General features: G+C 67.4%; 18 protein-coding genes. 4 read left to right on the forward strand and 14 right to left on the reverse strand.

The window, feature by feature from the left end; genetic code table 11:
- Positions 1-11 precede the first annotated feature (11 nt).
- The 14 genes from ON40_RS47315 to ON40_RS47380 form a co-directional block, all read right to left on the reverse strand.
- Positions 12-1,040, reverse strand: a complete 1,029-nt coding sequence (locus tag ON40_RS47315; RefSeq protein WP_040832577.1) for a phosphotransferase — start codon at positions 1,038-1,040, stop codon at positions 12-14.
- Positions 1,037-2,107, reverse strand: coding sequence for a phosphotransferase family protein (locus ON40_RS47320; protein WP_040832579.1), 1,071 nt, complete (start codon positions 2,105-2,107; stop codon positions 1,037-1,039). Before ON40_RS47320 ends, ON40_RS47315 begins: the two co-directional genes overlap by 4 nt.
- 12 nt (positions 2,108-2,119) lie before the next feature.
- Positions 2,120-2,800, reverse strand: a complete 681-nt coding sequence (locus ON40_RS47325) for a TetR/AcrR family transcriptional regulator (protein ID WP_040832581.1) — start codon at positions 2,798-2,800, stop codon at positions 2,120-2,122.
- Positions 2,801-2,814: 14 nt separating this feature from the next.
- Complete coding sequence (locus ON40_RS47330) at positions 2,815-3,249, reverse strand: nitroreductase family deazaflavin-dependent oxidoreductase (protein WP_040832583.1); 435 nt, start codon at positions 3,247-3,249, stop codon at positions 2,815-2,817.
- A gap of 21 nt (positions 3,250-3,270) precedes the next feature.
- On the reverse strand, positions 3,271-4,518 hold the full coding sequence (locus ON40_RS47335; RefSeq protein ID WP_040832697.1) for a cytochrome P450: 1,248 nt from the start codon (positions 4,516-4,518) through the stop codon (positions 3,271-3,273).
- A gap of 4 nt (positions 4,519-4,522) precedes the next feature.
- Positions 4,523-5,293 (reverse strand): SDR family NAD(P)-dependent oxidoreductase, encoded by a 771-nt coding sequence (locus ON40_RS47340; RefSeq protein WP_040832585.1) that lies wholly within the window; start codon positions 5,291-5,293, stop codon positions 4,523-4,525.
- Positions 5,294-5,308: 15 nt separating this feature from the next.
- Positions 5,309-5,518 (reverse strand): ferredoxin, encoded by a 210-nt coding sequence (locus tag ON40_RS47345; protein ID WP_040832587.1) that lies wholly within the window; start codon positions 5,516-5,518, stop codon positions 5,309-5,311.
- Position 5,519: 1 nt separating this feature from the next.
- The gene (locus tag ON40_RS47350) at positions 5,520-6,725 is read right to left on the reverse strand and encodes an amidohydrolase family protein (protein ID WP_040832589.1); all 1,206 of its coding nucleotides are present in this window, start codon (positions 6,723-6,725) and stop codon (positions 5,520-5,522) included.
- A gap of 26 nt (positions 6,726-6,751) precedes the next feature.
- Positions 6,752-8,257, reverse strand: coding sequence for an aldehyde dehydrogenase family protein (locus tag ON40_RS47355; protein ID WP_051194647.1), 1,506 nt, complete (start codon positions 8,255-8,257; stop codon positions 6,752-6,754).
- Between the two features lie 155 nt (positions 8,258-8,412).
- Entirely contained in the window at positions 8,413-9,609 is a 1,197-nt protein-coding gene (locus ON40_RS47360; protein ID WP_040832591.1) for a thiolase family protein, read from the reverse strand.
- The gene (locus tag ON40_RS47365) at positions 9,606-10,034 is read right to left on the reverse strand and encodes a Zn-ribbon domain-containing OB-fold protein (RefSeq protein WP_040832592.1); all 429 of its coding nucleotides are present in this window, start codon (positions 10,032-10,034) and stop codon (positions 9,606-9,608) included. The genes ON40_RS47360 and ON40_RS47365 overlap by 4 nt, the downstream gene beginning before the upstream one ends.
- Positions 10,031-11,242 carry a CaiB/BaiF CoA transferase family protein gene (locus ON40_RS47370; RefSeq protein ID WP_040832593.1) on the reverse strand — a complete coding sequence of 404 codons (1,212 nt, stop codon included), beginning with the start codon at positions 11,240-11,242 and terminating at the stop codon, positions 10,031-10,033. The genes ON40_RS47365 and ON40_RS47370 overlap by 4 nt, the downstream gene beginning before the upstream one ends.
- Before the next feature lie 316 nt (positions 11,243-11,558).
- Positions 11,559-11,837 (reverse strand): hypothetical protein, encoded by a 279-nt coding sequence (locus ON40_RS47375; RefSeq protein ID WP_040832594.1) that lies wholly within the window; start codon positions 11,835-11,837, stop codon positions 11,559-11,561.
- 42 nt (positions 11,838-11,879) lie between these two features.
- A complete protein-coding gene (locus tag ON40_RS47380) occupies positions 11,880-12,767 on the reverse strand; it encodes an NAD(P)-dependent oxidoreductase (protein ID WP_040832595.1) in 888 nt (295 codons plus the stop codon).
- A 159-nt stretch (positions 12,768-12,926) separates the two neighbouring features.
- On the opposite strand from ON40_RS47380, the gene ON40_RS47385 reads away from it, so the two are divergent.
- From ON40_RS47385 to ON40_RS47400, 4 genes are all read left to right on the forward strand, one after another.
- The gene (locus ON40_RS47385; RefSeq protein WP_040832596.1) at positions 12,927-13,541 is read left to right on the forward strand and encodes a TetR/AcrR family transcriptional regulator; all 615 of its coding nucleotides are present in this window, start codon (positions 12,927-12,929) and stop codon (positions 13,539-13,541) included.
- Positions 13,542-13,644: 103 nt separating this feature from the next.
- Positions 13,645-14,613, forward strand: a complete 969-nt coding sequence (locus ON40_RS47390; protein ID WP_040832597.1) for a LysR family transcriptional regulator — start codon at positions 13,645-13,647, stop codon at positions 14,611-14,613.
- A 188-nt stretch (positions 14,614-14,801) separates the two neighbouring features.
- Positions 14,802-15,284, forward strand: coding sequence for a hypothetical protein (locus ON40_RS49080; RefSeq protein WP_051194648.1), 483 nt, complete (start codon positions 14,802-14,804; stop codon positions 15,282-15,284).
- Positions 15,285-15,332: 48 nt separating this feature from the next.
- A complete protein-coding gene (locus ON40_RS47400) occupies positions 15,333-16,070 on the forward strand; it encodes a hypothetical protein (protein ID WP_040832598.1) in 738 nt (245 codons plus the stop codon).
- Positions 16,071-16,124: the final 54 nt, after the last annotated feature.

Below are 16,124 nucleotides of genomic sequence, written 5' to 3' on the forward strand. Positions count from 1 at the left end.
GGGCGCTGCGCTCAGACGTCGAGTAGATCCAGACTGCGATGGCGTTCGACCGCGCGGGCCAGCCGGTCGGTGAGATGTTCGATGATCGGGCGTTCGACCGCGCGGGTGATCGCCCACATGAACAGGCCGTACGGCAGGAATGCGCGGTACAGCCACCAGGCCCGGTCGCGATCGGGCGGGGTGATGCCGTGCGCGGCCAGGCGGTCGAGGTAGTGCTCGACCAGTTCGCGTTCGTGCCGGGCCAGATCGTCGGGGTCCAGGACGGTCGCCAGATGGTAGGCGACGTCCAGGGCCCAGACGCCGTGCTGGACGACCTGCCAGTCGATCAGGCCCGGACTGCCGTCGGGGAGTTGGTAGATATTGCCGGTGTGCAGATCGCCGTGCACCAGGCAGGTCGCCGATTCCTGCGCGAGTGCGCCGATCGCGCCCATCGCCGCGATGAGCCGGTCGGCGTTGTGTACCTCGGTCGAGATCGCCTGTGCTCGGCCGTCTTCGAGCTGTGCTTGCAGTTGTTCGACGGTCAGGTGTTTGGCGAGCGATACCGGGCGAGGCGGGAAATTCCCGTCCAGCACGGGGAGTTTCCCGTTCCAGGTGGCCGCGTGCAGGGCCGCGAGCTGATCGAGTGTGGCCGCGGCCTGCTCGGCCCGGTACCCCACGCGCGGATCCAGGAAGTTAGCTCCGGCGGCGACGAGGTCCCGCATCAGTACCAGTGCGTGACCGGTCCGCTCATCCACCGCGGCGTGTACGCACGGCGGGGTGCGTACCGGAAGATGGTGGGCGACAAGGCGATAGAAGTCGGCCTCCGCACGGGTGGCACGCCGCAGGGCGGGGTTGAAATATCCCTTGGCGCACAGGGCCGTGGGCGCGTCGGTCGGCTGGGCGTAGTCGACCCGGAAACGCACCTTCGTGGCAACGGTTTCCAGCCGCTGGACCACATCGGTGCCGGTCACGACGGCGTCGGAATGATCGGTGCTCAGCAGGGCGGTGAGCCATTGCGGCGAGAGCACGACAGCTTCGTCGTCGGGTGCGGGATTGTTCATCGAATCCCCTCGGGCACAACCAGACCGGCCAGATCGCAGGCGTGGCGCAGATAGGAGAAATGCCGGGTGCTGGTGCGCGCCATCGGTGGCAGCGAGCAGCGGCTGTGCAGACTCAGCAGTCCGGCCTTCAAGCGCGCGAACACCTCGTGCCAGTGCAGATCATCCGGTGTGCGGCCGGTGGATTCGCGCCACAGCGCGATCGTCTCCTCGCGCGTGCCCAGCCCCTCCAGGCGCGGTATGCCCTGTCCGGCCGAGAGCGATTCGTCGAACAGCAGCCACCAGGCCAGATCGGCGACCGGTCCGGCCAGCGAGACCTGTTCCCAGTCCATCACCCCGAGCACCTGGAAGTCGTTGTCGTACATGATATTCCCGATCCGGGCATCACCCCAGGACAACCCGGGTGCCGAAGCCGCGGGTCGGTGCGCGTCCAGCCAGTCGAACAGCGCCACCGTCACGTCCGGAGTCTTCTCCCCGAAAGCCCAGTCGGCGTACGCCTGCCAATAGGACAGCTGCTGCTCGTCCCCGGACGCACCGTGCTCGGGCCGGTCGACGAACGCCACCTCCGCGATCGGCACGCGGTGGATCGCGCCGAGCTGCTGCATCGAGTTCTCCCACAGCGTCCGGCGTTGCGCGGGGGTGGCCTCGAACAGCCAGCCCGAGGAGTTGTAGACCGGCATGCTCACCGGAACCCGTCCGCGCATACGCCGCATCACATAGAACGGCCTGCCCAGGACGGTGGGATCGGATTCGAACCAGAGTGGTTCGGGCACCCGGACATCGAATCTGCCGAACAGTGCGCGCAGGATGTCGTACTGCAGCGCGAACCGGGGTTCGTAGTACATCTGATGGTCCGGACCGGGGGCGATCCGCACGGCGAATTCCGCGGTGCGGCCATCGGCGCGGGCCCGGATCAGGAGGGTTTCGTTGGAAGCGCCCGCACCCTGCGGATAGCTGGGCGGGTCGATCTCGACCTCGGCTGCGTCGAGTCGCGCGGCCAGCCAGGGGCGCAGGGAGTCGAGTGCGGCGTCGAGATCACGGCCGGTGGAAAATACGGGTGCTTGCTCCATTGCGCGGCACCATTACCTCTCGGGGAGATGGCCGCCGAAGGCGGCCAGACAGAATGACCACAGGCGTTCGCCGAAATCGCCGGTATCGGCGGGGGAGGGTGCGAACGCGTAGTGGTGGTACACCGACATGACGAGTTTGGTCGCCAGCCACGCATCGGCGGCGGGGTCGGCGGAATGCAGCAGGTTCTGCTGGTTGGCGTTCCGCAGTTCCTGCTCGATGAGATCCGCGAAGGACTGGTTGGCCCCCGCCATCTCGGTGGGGAACAACTGATACAGCCGCCAGTGCTCGGCGGTGACGAATTTCGGTGCGGCGCCTTGGGCGCCGTCCAGTGAATGCAGTGCGGAGGAGATGTAGAAACGCAAGCGGGACACCGGATCCGGCAATTGCATCGCGGCCTCGGCGAGCCTGGCCGACGCCTCGATCAGGAAGTCCTCGAAGACGGCCAGCAGCAGTTGATCCTTACTCGCGAAATGCCGGTAGAAGGTCTGCAGGGCGATGCCGGCCTCCTTGGACAACTGCTGTGTGGTGAAACCGGAGCCCTCGGTCTCGAGCAGGCGGCGGGCCGCGGCGACGATCGTCTGCGCCTGCTCGATACTGCGGATGCGCGAACGTTGCACCGAGCGTGAGCGCGCCGCGGCGCGATCGGCCCATGCCGGGGAGTCGCGCGTGACCGAGGAATCCGATGTGACCACTGCGGACCTGCCTTTCAGACGGGGCTGAGCGTGACGACCGGAATCACCCGGCGGGTGCGTTCCTGGTAGGCGTCGTAGTTCGGCCAGTATGCCGTGACGATGTTCCAGAGCCGGTCGCGTTCCTCGCCGGTCGCGGTCCGCGCGCGGACCGGCAGGTGCTCGGCCTTGATCTGGATCTCGGCCTCGGGATGTGCCCGCAGGTTGAGATACCAGGCCGGATGACGCGGTGCGCCGCCGGTCGAGGCGACCACGAGATAGTCCGCGCCGTCCCGGCCGTAGATCAGCGCCGAGGTCCGGCGGGTGCCGGTCTTGCGTCCGGTCGTGGTCAACAGCAGGATCGGAACGCCGTTCCAGGAATAGCCGACGTCGCCGTCGGTTTCCCGGTATCGAGCCACATGTTCGGCGCCCCGCAGGGTGATGTCGGGCGATCGGTAGGTGGAATCGGGCACTGTGCCTCCAGGGTTGTGCGCTCAGCCGAACAGCACGGGAATTTCGGTCGCGCCGCGCTCGTACAGGCCGATGATGCGCGGCGGTGGGGCGTCGGGATCCAGGCGCAGATTCGGCAGCCGGTCCAGCAGTGCGCCGATTCCGGTCACCATCTCCGCCTTGGCCACATGCATGCCGAGGCAGGCATGCGCACCGCTGCCGAAGGCGAAGGAGGGCCGCGGTTTTCGGGTGAGGTCGTAGACGTCCGGATCCGGCCAGCGCGCCGGATCCCGGTTGGCCGCGGCCACGCCCAGGTGCAGCACCGCGCCCTCGGGCAGGTGGACGCCGTGAAAGTCGATGTCACGCATGACATATCGGGAAAACATCGGATCGGTCGGCTGCCAGCGCAGTGCCTCGTCGATGGCCGGGCGCAGCAGCGTCCGATCGGCCCTGACCGCTTCGAGTATCTCGGGTCGCTGCAACAGCGCGGTCAGGGTGATGCCCATCTGCTTCCAGGTGGTGCCCGATCCGGCGGTCAGCAGAAGCACTGCGAACGAATGGATCTCGGCATCGGTGAGCCGTTCGGGCGCGCCGTCCTCGCCCGGAAGTTCGGCCTGGACCAGCACACTGAGCAGATCGTCGCGCGGGGATTCGCGGCGCGCCGCCACGAGCGGGCGGATCAGTTCCACGACCCGGTCCGGCCGCTGCAACGCCGCGCGGATCTCCAACGCCTGATCCACCGGAACACCGAAGCTGCCGGTGATGGTGAGCACCGGGATGGCCGCGCAGAAATCCACGTTGAGTTCCGCGCGGCCCTCATCGATGAAGCCATCGATGAGCTCGTGCACGGTCCGCTCGATCCAGTTGTGGATCCACCAGCCCGCATTCGACGGCGTGAACGACGGCTGCACCAGGGCCCGATATCTGCGGTGCTGGGCGCCGCTCATCGCGAGCATGCTGTTCGTCGCGCCGACCGGACCCTGATTGGGATCCACCGGATGAGGTGCGGATACGAACACCTCCGGATTGCGGTACGCCGAATCGCAAGCGGCGAAACCGAATGCGGAGAAATGTTCCCGATCCGGTTCGGGCAGCCCGTGGAACACCGCCCGACCCGGATAGCCGGTCAGTTCGTGCACCGTGCCCGGTTGGACCGGCGCCTGTGCGCGGAGCCGATGCCAGACCGGATAGGGATCGTCCTGGTAGTCGCCGCCGGTCTGCACGAGATAGGAACCGCGCAGGTCGAACAGTTCGCGGACCCGTGCGCGGTCCAATCGTGTTGCTGCGGACATGATCTCACCTCGCCACATATCCGCCGTCGACCGGCAGCAGTACGCCGGTGATGTTCGCGGCGCGTTCGGATGCCAGGAAGACCGCGGCCTCGGCGCAGTCCTCGGCGGTGATCGGGCGGCCGAGTGGATGGTTGGCCGCGGTGCGCTGGGCGACCGTGTCCGGATCCCCGGACAGGCCACCGGCCGCCATGAATCCGGTGTACGGCATACCCGCCGGGCAGATCGCATTGGCGCGGATGCCGAACGGCGCGCCCTCGATCGCCACGGCCTTGGTCAGCTGATGGACCGCGCCCTTGGTGGCGGCGTACACCGCACCGCCCCAGGCCACCAGTCCCGCGACCGGGCCGGTATTGAGTACGACTCCGCCGCCGTCCTGCCGTTTGAACTGTGCGACAGCGTGTTTGGAGCCGAAGAACACCCCGCCCACATTGATCGCGAACAATCGCTGGAAATCCTCGGCCGTGTGGTCCTCGAGCTTCGAGCCCAGTCGCGGCGTCGGCACGCCCACGTTGTTGTACACCACGTCCAGGCGGCCGAAGTGCTCGGCCGCCGCGGCGATCATCGCCTCGACCTCGTCCTCGTGCGCGACATCGCAGGCGATGGGAACCGCTGTGCCACCGTCCTTCTCGATCCGGCGCACGGTCTCCTCGGCCGCTTCGAGCCGGATGTCCGCGCACAGCACACGGGCGCCCTCGGCGGCGAACCGCACCGCCGAGGCCGCACCCACGCCGGACCCGGCGCCGGTGACGACCGCGCCCTTACCTTCGAGCATCATTCGAATTCACTCTCGTCACTCGGCATCGCTGCCGATCACCAATTGCAGTGCGCCGGTGGGACATGCGCTCACCGCCTCCCGGACCCGGTCCAACTCGTCGCCCGGCGGCTCGCGCAGCACGGCCTGCCCGTCCTCGTCCTGCGCGAAGCTGCGCGGTGCGTAGTCCAGGCAGACGCCACAGCCCAAACAGGCGGATCGGTCGACCCGGACCGTCCAGTCCGCCATCTCAGACTCCGGCGAGAACCGGAGGTTCGGCCGGGGTGAAGCGGTACAGCCGTTCGGCGTTGCCGCGCAGGATCTTGTACTGCGTCTGCTCGGGCAGATGCTCGATGACCCGCCGCACGGTCTGGATGCAGTTCGGCCAGGTGGAGTCCGAATGCGGATAATCGGTCTCGCACATGATGTTGTCCTCGCCGATCACATCGATACTGGCGATCCCGTGCACATCCTCGATGAAACAGCCGAAGACGTGCTCCCGGAACGTGCTTCGGATGTCGAGCGCATCGAGATCGACGTGGTGACTGGCCGCGTGATCACCCCACTTCATCCCCTTCTCGACCCAGTGCCGCTGCTTGTCCAGCACCTGTTCGGCGCGTTCGAGGAAGTACGGCATCCAGCCGATCTCGCCCTCGGACAGTGCGATCTTGAGCTTCGGATAGCGCTGGAACATGCCGCTGAACAGCCAGGACAGCATCGCTCCCGAGGTGCGGGTGGCACCCCAGGCGAGGTTGGCCAGGAACGGCGCGTCGGGGGCGATCTGCGGCACGGTCGAGGACGAGCCGACGTGCATCGAGACGACCATCTCCAGATCGTTGGCCGCGGCCATCACCGGATCCCAGTAGCCCCCGGCATCGTGGATCGTCGGAAGTCCCAGGGGCGCGGGATTTTCCGAGAACGCGAAGGTGGTCGCGCCCTTGGCGGCGCAACGCTCGAGTTCGGCGGCGGCGAGCTCGGGATCCCACAGCGGGATCAGCACCAGCGGGATGTAGCGCCCCGGGGCCGCGCCGCACCATTCCTCGATCATCCAGTCGTTGTATGCCTTCAGGCAGACCAGGCCGAAGTCGCGATCGCTGCCCTCGGAGAAGAGTTGGCCGCAGAACCGGGTGACGGTCGGGAAGCACAGCGAGGCAAGGATTCCCGCGCGGTTCATATCCTCGACGCGAGCCTTCGCGTCGTAGCAGCCGGGCCGCATCTCGCTGTAGGGCAGCGGTTTCGGGCTGAACTCCTCCTTCGACTTCCCGGCCACGGCGCTCAGGCCAGAGCTGGGGAAGCGCTTGCCGTCGTACACCCAGCAGTCGATGCCGTCGTCGCCTACCTCCAGATGCGGTGCGCGATCGCGGTCCGCGCGTGGCACCCGGTCCACCCACAGATTGCCGGGCTCGAGGATGTGGTCGTCGACCGAGATCAACCAGTCGAGGGACAGTTCGGACATGGTTCCTCCTTCGGATGGGTTGGTGGTCAACGGAATTCGCCGATGACCAGGTGTTTGACTTCCTGGAAGGCCCGGATGCCGTCCGGGCCGCGCTCGCGGCCCAGGCCGCTGTGCTTGTAGCCGCCGCTCGGCGCGTAGGCGCTGAACAGGGCGGTGTTGACGTTGACCGCCCCGGTGCGCAGTCGCCGGGCCACGGCGGTCGCCGCGGCGGGATCGGCCCCGTACACCTGGCCGGACAACCCGTAGCGGCTGTCGTTGGCGATGGCTATCGCGTCGTCGACGTCGCGGTAGCCGATCACCGATAGCACCGGTCCGAAGATCTCTTCTCGCGCAGCGGGATTGGCGTTGTCGGGCACGTCGAGCACGGTCGGCTGCACGTAGTAGCCACGCTCGAGTTCCGTGGGGCGTCCGCCGCCCTGGGCGAGGATCGCGCCCGCCTCGACGGCCTGAGCGATGATGCGCTCACAGCGTTCCCGCTGAGCGGCGCTGATCACCGGGCCGAGCGCGGTCGCCGGATCGGTCGGCGCGCCGACCCGAAGTGCGGCGTACACCTTCGAAACCTGCTCTATCACCTGGCTTTTTGCCCCCTGTGGCACCAGCATCCGAGTGGCCGCGACACAGGCCTGCCCGGCCATCCCGCCGACCACCGCGGCAGCCCCGGCGCCTGCCTTGGACACCGCGTCGGGCAGGTAGATCTGGGCCGATTTGCCGCCGAGCTCCAATGCCACCCGCTTGATCGTCGGTGCGGCCTGCGCGGCGATCACGGCTCCGACGGCCGTGGATCCGGTGAACGAAACCATGTCCACCGCAGGGTGACTCGTGAGCAACTCCGCACCCGCGGATCCCGCCTCGACGACGACGCTGAACACCCCGGGCGGCAGTCCGGCCGCCTCGGCGGCAGCGCCGAAGATCAGCGAGGAGATCGGTGTGAGCGGACTCGGCCGCAGGATCACCGAATTGCCGGTGAGCAGTGCCGGGACGATCTTCTGCAACGCCATGATGAACGCGGCGTTGTAGGGCGTGATCGCGGTGACCACGCCGACGGGTTCGTATCGGCGGATGCTCAGCGCGACCCGGCCGCGGGTCAGCTCGTCCACCGGAACCGGATTGGTCCGTTCTTCGGGCATCGTGAGGTACAGCTCGATGGTGTTGCGAGCCAGCGCTATTCCCGACAGGAACTGGGATCGTTCGGCGAATGCGAGCGGCTGCCCGGCCTCGGCGACCATCGTCGCGACCAGAGCGTCGCGGTCCTGCTCGAGCCGGTCCAGGAAAATGCGCAGGACACGTGCGCGCTCGGCCGGTGTGGCCTGGGCCCACACGCCGCTGTCGAAGGATCGCCTGGCCTCGGTGACGGCGCGTCCGATCTCGGCGATCGGTGTGGCCGGTAATTCGATGACCACGGATTCATCGGCCGGATTCTCGACGGCGAAGGGAGTCTCACCCGTCACCCATCGACCGGCCACATACGATCGCCGCTCGGCGAGGATCGTCGGCACGTTCTGATCTCCTTCGTCGTTGCCGCACAAGGTCATCGGGGATCCGCCCGGGATGCTGCGCCGTTCACGGCGGCGAGGAAAAGGCGGACATGTCGCTTCTGCCGCATGGCAGCAAGCGGATCACCTCCTGTGGGTGGATGGTTCGGTTGCGGTCTGAGCTGGAAATCTCCCGCCTTCAGGCGGGAGAACCGTTAAAGCGGCTCGCTGGTGTAGAGCACGGCGCCGCCGTAGTGCGGGGAGGACTGGCAGGCCAGGCCGACCCTCGCGTCGGTGCGCTGCCGGGCGCCCGCGCGCCGGGAAAGTTGCAGATAGCACTCGAGCATCTGCGGAATTCCGTGCATGCGACCGGTGCCCAGGGCTCCGCCGCCGGACAGCACCGGCAGGCCGGTTGTCGAGTCGATGCCGCCGTCCTGTACGAAGCGATGCGCCTCGCCGACGGGGCACAGGCCGAGTGATTCGAGCCAGAAGTAGACGAACGGGGAGAACCCGTCGTACAGCTGTGGCAGATCCACGTCGGCGGGGCGCAGGCCGGTCGCCTCCCAGAGCCGTCGTGCGGTGGCCGCGCCCCCGGTCATGATGTCGTCCAGCGGCCAATGCGATGGCAGGCGAGGCGGTGTCGGCCCGCTCCCGGCATATCCCGCCACGTAGACCGGGGGATGCGGCAGATCGCGGGCGCGCTCGGCGGAGGTCAGTACGAAGGCGGCCACGCCGTCGACCGGGATGTCGCAGTCCAGGCGACGTACCGGATCGCTGATCATCGGGGCGTCCAGATACTCCTCGATGGTGATCGGCCGCTGATACCAGTACGACCAAGGCAGCGCCGCCCCGTTCCGGCGGGCCTCCACGACGACGTTCGCCATCGCCGCCGGATCGGCCTTGTACCGTTGCAGATATTCGTTGTAGGGCAGCCCGATCATCGACAGCGGACCGCTGTACCCCTGCGGGGCGGTCCACTGCTGCGCACCGGCGATCGCGGTCGCCGGATTGTCGTGGTAGCCACCGGCCGGGTTGTGCAGGGCACGGTGCAGCACAACGTAATCCGCGGCACCGGCGGCAATCGCGTTGACCGCCATGGCAACCGAGCCGGACATCTGGCCGATGCCCTGGAATCCCGCGACGTAGCGCGGATCCGAGCCGATGCGCTGGGCCAGCCACCCCGCGGTCACGGTGCTCACACCGTCCTGGACCGCATGCGCCCCGGCGGTGGGAAACAGTGCGGCAGCGACGAACCCGTCGATATCCGCCGATCGCAGTCCCGCATCGGCGATCGCCGCGCGCGCGGTGTCGAGGGTGACCGCGCCCAGCGGCCGGTCGAAGTGCCGCCGCACCTGGCTGTGCGCGAATCCGACGACGGCCACCGTGCCGCCCGCGCGGAACCGGCCGGTCATCGGGCCCGCGCTTCGGTGGCCAGGACGAAGGCGGGAATCGCGACGTCATCGGCGATGTCCTCGAAGCCGACTCGAACCGAGTCACCCTGGTGCAGAACACTGTTCGGACCATCCAGCAGACGGCCGATCATTCGCAGATCGGGCTGCTCGGCGAGTTCGACGTCGACGAGCAGGTACGGCGCGTCATCGTCGAATCCCGGCAGTGTCGCCCGATACACCGTCGTCCACGACCGGATCGTGCCGTCCCCGCTCACTCGCTCGAAATGGAAGTCCGGCGAGGTAGATCCGCAGTGCTGACAGATCGCTTCTGGGGGAAGGGAATACGCGTCACATCGGGCGCAGCGGGGGATGCGCAGTTCGTGCCGGGCGGCCGCGGCCCAGTACTCGGCGCAGGAGTCGTCCGGGATCGGCACCGGGCGCGTCACGGGATGACTCCGGCGTCTTTGAGTTCGGTGATCCGGTCCCAGGAATAGCCCATGTCGAGCAGGCACTGCTCGGTGTGTTCGCCGTGTTCCGGTGCGCGCCGCAGTTGCGGGGGACGTTCGTCGAACTGCACCGGCCCGGTGGGCAGGGAGTAGGAGCGACCGTCCTCGAGCTCCACCCGGCCCAGGTAGTGATTGGCCTGCACCTGCGGATCCTCGAGCAACTCCTCCACGGCCTGCACCGGCGCCCAGGGCGCGTCCAGATCCGCGAGCAGATCCTTCCACTCCTGGAGGGTCCGCTGGGCGAATTCGGCCTCGAGTTCGGCCACGCACTCCGCGAGATTGGTTCCGCGAGCGGCCAGGTCGAGGAACCGCGGATCGTCGATGAGTTCCTCGCGGCCGATCAGCCGGCAGAAATCGGCCCAGTAGCGATCCGATTCGAGGAAGACCAGTTGGATGTGCCGACCGTCCTTGGTGCGATAGCTGCCCACGAGCGGATTCACCGATCCGCCGCGACCCGAGACCGCTCGCGGCCGACTACCCGACAAGGCGGCGAGCACATCGGAGGACAGCATCCACATCGCGGCGGCCAGCAGTGAGACGTCCACGATGCCGCCGGTGCCGGTGCGTTCACGTCGCAGCAGGGCGGCGGAGATGCCGAATCCCAGTGCTACAGCGCCGTTTCGGTCGCCCATCGCGCCGCGCTGACTGATCGGGTGGTCCCGCTCGGGCGGGGTGAGCACATGCGCCACACCACCCTGCGCCCAGAACGCGGAGGAGTCGTACCCCGGCTTGTCCGCACCCGGCCCGCGCACCCCGAACCCGTGACCGCGGGCGTACACCAGCCGGGGATATCTGGCGGTGAGCCGTTCGGCGTCGAGTCCGAGCCGCTCCAGCGCGCCCGGCCGGAAGTTGGTGAGAAATACGTCGGCGGTGGCCAGCAACTCGTGCAGCAGTTCGCGGCCGCGCTCGGTGCTCAGATCGATCGACATCGACCGTTTTCCCCGATTCGCCAGGGCCACGGACAGATTCACGCCGTCGCTGTCCGATCCGATGCGCTGGGTGGCCAGCTGCCGATAGGGATCCCCGGTGGGCCGCTCGATGCGGATCACCTCCGCGCCCCAGTCCGCCAGCAGCGCTCCCGCCACCGGCACGAACACCCACTGCGCGAGCTCGACCACCCGAATCCCCGTGAACGCTTCGGAGTCCACGAACCACCTCCACCGAGCAACTGAAAGAATCTAATTCTCACTCAGAGTAGAACACGACTCTCGTTTTATGGAAGCGAAACTCTAAAGATGCAGGTAATCGAAGGATTCTTCGGCGCTCGCGGCCGGATCGCCCTCCGTCGCTCGAGGTGTCCGGCCCAGTGTGATCCGCGTTGAGACAACGAAAAGCCCACGGGCTCAGTGTGTCCCGTGGGCTGTGCGATATCGGTGATGTGATCGGTGCGTCCCGTGGTCGGGAAGCGTTGGCCGAGACGAGCTATCGGGCTCGCTCGGCCCGTCGTCGCTGGTGGGCGTGTGCCTATCGCCGCCCGCGCGCGTGCGTCATCCTGGTGACGGTCGCCGGGCCCTGCCAGCCGCACGGCTGTCCGCAGGTCGCGATGATCTCCGAATCGGAGCTGCCATCCGCGTAGGTGTGCGCGAGATGTGCTGCGGTGGCGGGGTATCCGCAGCGTGGGCACTTGCCGAAGTAGTCCAGGATCTCGGTGACGGTGGAGTGGATCGGCGAGCGTGGCGCGAAGCCGCGGTCGGGGCGGTGGCCGATGTGGCGGGTCGACGAGTTGATTTCGACGGTGGTCATGGGAACTCCCGGTTGGATGACGAAGCGGAACAGGTTGGTGTGTCAGGAATTTCGGGGCCGGTCCACCCAGCGGGCGATATCGGTCTGGTCGGCGGCGGGATCCAGGTCCGCGGCCGCGCGGCTCCACAGCTCGACCGCCTGCTCGCCGAGCGTCGCGGGCGCGCCGACCGATCGCGCCAGATCCGTCGCGATCCGCATGTCCTTGAGCATGAGCGCCAGAGCGAATCCGGAGTCGTAGGTCGCGGGCAGGATGTTCTGCGGGAATTTGAGCTGGGTGGCAGCGCTTCGACCGCTCGCGGTGTTGATCGTCTCGATGATTACGCTCGGGTCGACGCCGAACCGGCGACCGGCCGCCACCCCTTCCGCGGCGGCGAGCAGATTCGTCGCGGCGAGCAGATTGTTGATCGCCTTCACCGCGTGGCCCGCTCCGGTCCCGCCGACGTGCCGGACCGTGCCCAGCGGGGCGAGGATCGGTCGGACCGCGGTGATCGCCTCGTCCGGACCGCCGGCCATGATCGTCAGCGTCCCGGTCTCCGCGCCGCGCACACCACCGGATACCGGTGCGTCCACGAGGGTCAGCTTGCGTTCGGTCAAGGCCCCGGACAGTTTTCGGGTCGATTCCGGTTCCGACGAGCTCATATCGATCACGGCGATGCCCGGTTTCAGTGCATCCAGCAGTGCCGCGTCGTCGAGTACGGATTCCACGACCAGGGAACTGGGCAGCATGAGGATCACGTAGTCGGCGCCGGTGATCGCCTCGGTCGGCGTCGCGGCCGCACGTCCCCCGGCCGCGACCAGATCCGCGCGGGCCGCCTCGACCGGATCGAAGCCGATCACTTCGAATCCCGCCTCCACCAGGCGTCGGGACATGCGCGAGCCCATCGTGCCCAGGCCGATGAATGCGATACGGTCCGTGCTCTGCTCACTCACGCCCGGCTCCTTCTCGGATATTTTGGTTCTATCTCAACGAGAATAAGATTCTCTCCAACGAGAGTTTAGCTTCTCGAGCGCGGAAGTGGGTGCGGCTTGTGACGTCGATGCGATAGACCTACTGTTGAGTCGGTAAGTTTCGCCGAGCTAAGGAGTCCGGTGCCCCCTCGCGAGTCCACCCGGCCTTATCAGGCGTTGCTCGCCAAGGGTGAGCAGCGTCGTTCGCGGATTCTGGTGGTCGCACAACGCCTGCTCACGCGGTACGGATGGCGGAACACCACGCTCGCGCAGATCGCGGAGAAGGCGGGCGTCACCCGCGCGGGGCTGCTGCATCATTTCGAGTCCAAGGACCAGTTGCTGCGCGCGGTGCTCGATGCCCGCGACGCGGACGACGAGCAGCACGCCGACCTCGGCGGCGACGTCATCGCGGAGATCGAGAACGTGGTGGAGCGTTTTCGTCGCGCACCGGATCTGATCGGCATGTACACCGTCCTGCTGGCCGAAAATCTCGACCCCGACGCCCCGCTGCGCGCTCGGCTGCTCGATCGGCACCGGGCGAGTGTGGAGGTCATCGCTGAAGGTATCCGCAGAGGTCAGCGCACCGGCCGGTTCCGTGCGGACATTGATCCGGCGGTGAAGGCCGTCGAGGTGTCCGCCTTCCTGAGCGGAATGGAAACCACCTGGCTGCTGGACCCCTCGATCTCGCTGGATCGAGTCTTCCGGGACTACGCGCAGGCGCTCGAGCGTGAGCTCACGCCTGTGGCCCCGTGCTGAGCCGCCGGAAATTCGTTGTCCGCGCGAGACTCGCAGAATCTGAATGAGGTATAGAGAGAAGGCGATTCTCGCAATCTCGAAAACGCCTCGTCAGGAGCAGCGCATGGATCTCAAACAGCTCAAGGCGCTGGTCACCGTCGCCGAGGTGGGGAGTGTGACGCGTGCGGCCGAACTGCTGCACCTGGTCCAGCCGGCCGTGACGCGCCAGATTCGTACCCTGGAACACGAACTCGGCGTGGAGCTGTTCGAGCGCAGCCACACCGGTATGCGGCTGACCGATGCGGGTGCGGTGATGGTCGAGCGGGCCGGGCGGGCGCTGCGGGAGTTGGGCCGGGCGCGGGCGGAGATCACCCCGCCGCCCGGTGTGGTGGGCGGAGTGGTGACCGTCGGCCTGCTGGAGAGTGCGGTCGATCTGATCGCGGGCCGGCTGACCGCGGCGGTGCTGAGCAGCCATCCCGGTATCGAATTGCGTATTCTCACAGCGTATTCCGGCCATCTGCAACGGTGGATGGACGACGGCGACCTGGATCTGAGCCTGCTGTACAACATGTCCGACTCGCCGTCGCTGAATGTGGCTCCACTGGTCAGCGAGCAGCTGTGGGCCGTGGCAACCGTGGATGCGGGGCTCAGTGCGGATCGGCCGGTGGCGCTGGCCGAGGTGGCGGCGCATCCGGTGGTGATGCCCTCGGCCGGACATGCGCTGCGGGTGTTGATCGATGCGGCGGCTGCGAAGGCTGATGTGGTCTTCGACATCGGGGTGCAGACGAATTCGATGCATCTGCAGAAGTTGCTCGTCATCGACGGGCACGGCTGGACGATTCTGCCCGCGTCGGGGATCGTCGCGGATGTCGCCGAGGGCAGGTTGAGTGCAGCGCCGTTGCGGCAGCCCGAGATTCGGCGATCGATCGTGCTGGGCATGTCGCGTACGGGGCGGATGCCCGCCGCGGTGGACATCGTGGCGCAGGAGCTCGCTCGGTCGATGCGCGCGGCCGTGACGGCGGGCGGGTGGTTGTCGGCGCAATGGCACGGCGATCCGGAGGCGATCGAGCCGATGCCCCCGCGTCGGCCGTGAGGTGATCGCGCGGGCTGATCGCGCGCGTGCGGGTATGCCGATCCCGTATGGGCGCATAGCAAATTTTCATTTTTCAAACGCACGCCTCATCGCCCATTATTCTCCATGTCAGAGAATCTCATTTCCACCTTTGTTCGCACGCATGATGAGGACCTGCGACGATGTATCACATTTCTCGAGCTACCGCTATGGCCGCAATGATTTTCGCGGCGTCGGTGATCTCCGCAGGCGTTGCGAACGCCGATGCGGCGAATCCGGCGCAATCCGCATCGGAATCGAATCCAGCGGCCCCCGCCGATAATTCGCCGCAGACCGCGCCGGTCGATCCGGGCGCCGAATATATGAAGGCATTCGACGGCGTCGCGGGAACCTTCTCGAACGACTCCACGGTGGGACGCGTCGTCGGCACGACGGCAGGCATCCTGGTCGGATGCCCAGTCGGTGCCGTCACCGGTGGGACGCTGTTCATCCCCGTCGCTCCGCTCACCCCGGTCGGAATCGTCGGCGGCTGCCTCATCGGCGCGGCCGCTCTGGGATTCGTCGGCGGGACGGTCGGCAGTGTCGTCTCCGGATCGCCCGCGACATTGAACGCATTGAATCAGCAATATCAATCATTGCATTCCAAGGGACTGATCGCCGCACCCGTTCCGGTGCAGAATGTCGCGCAGTAATTCCGGTATTCCATCCGATTTCCGAACTATTCATATTGTGAGTAAGAGATGACATTCAAAAATCGAGGAGCGGCGGTCACCGCATTGACCGCGATGGCGGTGGTCGCGGCGGCAGGTGTCGCGAACGCCGATAGCGCTGTCCCCGCCGGCTCGGCGAAAACACCCACCGTCTCCACCGACGTCGCACCCGGCGTTCGATACAGCGACGATGCGGCTACCGGTCTTGCCGTATTGCGCACTCCGTTCGGGACGGTCGCCGTCCAGGGCGGCCAGTTCGGCATCCAGGACACCGCGGGTCACACCGTGGCCGGGGCGGCGATCCCGGCGGCCGGTCCGTCGGCACAGTCGACCGCCGCGCACACCGCTCCTGCTCGAGTCGCGGCACCGGCCCCTGTCCAGGTCGCCGCCCCGGCACAGCAGCCGCCCGATGACGTGATGTCCGACCTGAATCAGGCTGTGGAAGCGGCCAATCCGCACATGGGTATGGCGATGGGCGTGGGTTCGCTGGCCGGTTCGGTGGTCGGGGCGGCCATCGGCTGCCCGTTCGGCGTCGCGACCGGCGGAACGCTGATGGCGCTGGCGACGGCGGGCACCATGACCGTCCCGGCGTTCGCTGCCACCTGCCTGGTGGGTGCGGTCGCGGTCGGCGGTGTGGGCGCGTTGGTCGGCGGCGTCGCCCTGGCCATTCCGGTCGGCATCGCCGCGGGCGCGCAGAAGTTCAACGAATTGCAGGCCCAGCATCACGCCCCGCCTGCCGCGGCTCCCGCGGGTCCGGCGCAGGGCTGAGCCGAACCTTGACTGTCGTGCGGACCTATCCGATGTTCATCGATGGGAAGGACC

The organism is Nocardia jiangxiensis NBRC 101359 (assembly GCF_000308615.1).
GTDB lineage: Bacteria > Actinomycetota > Actinomycetes > Mycobacteriales > Mycobacteriaceae > Nocardia > Nocardia jiangxiensis.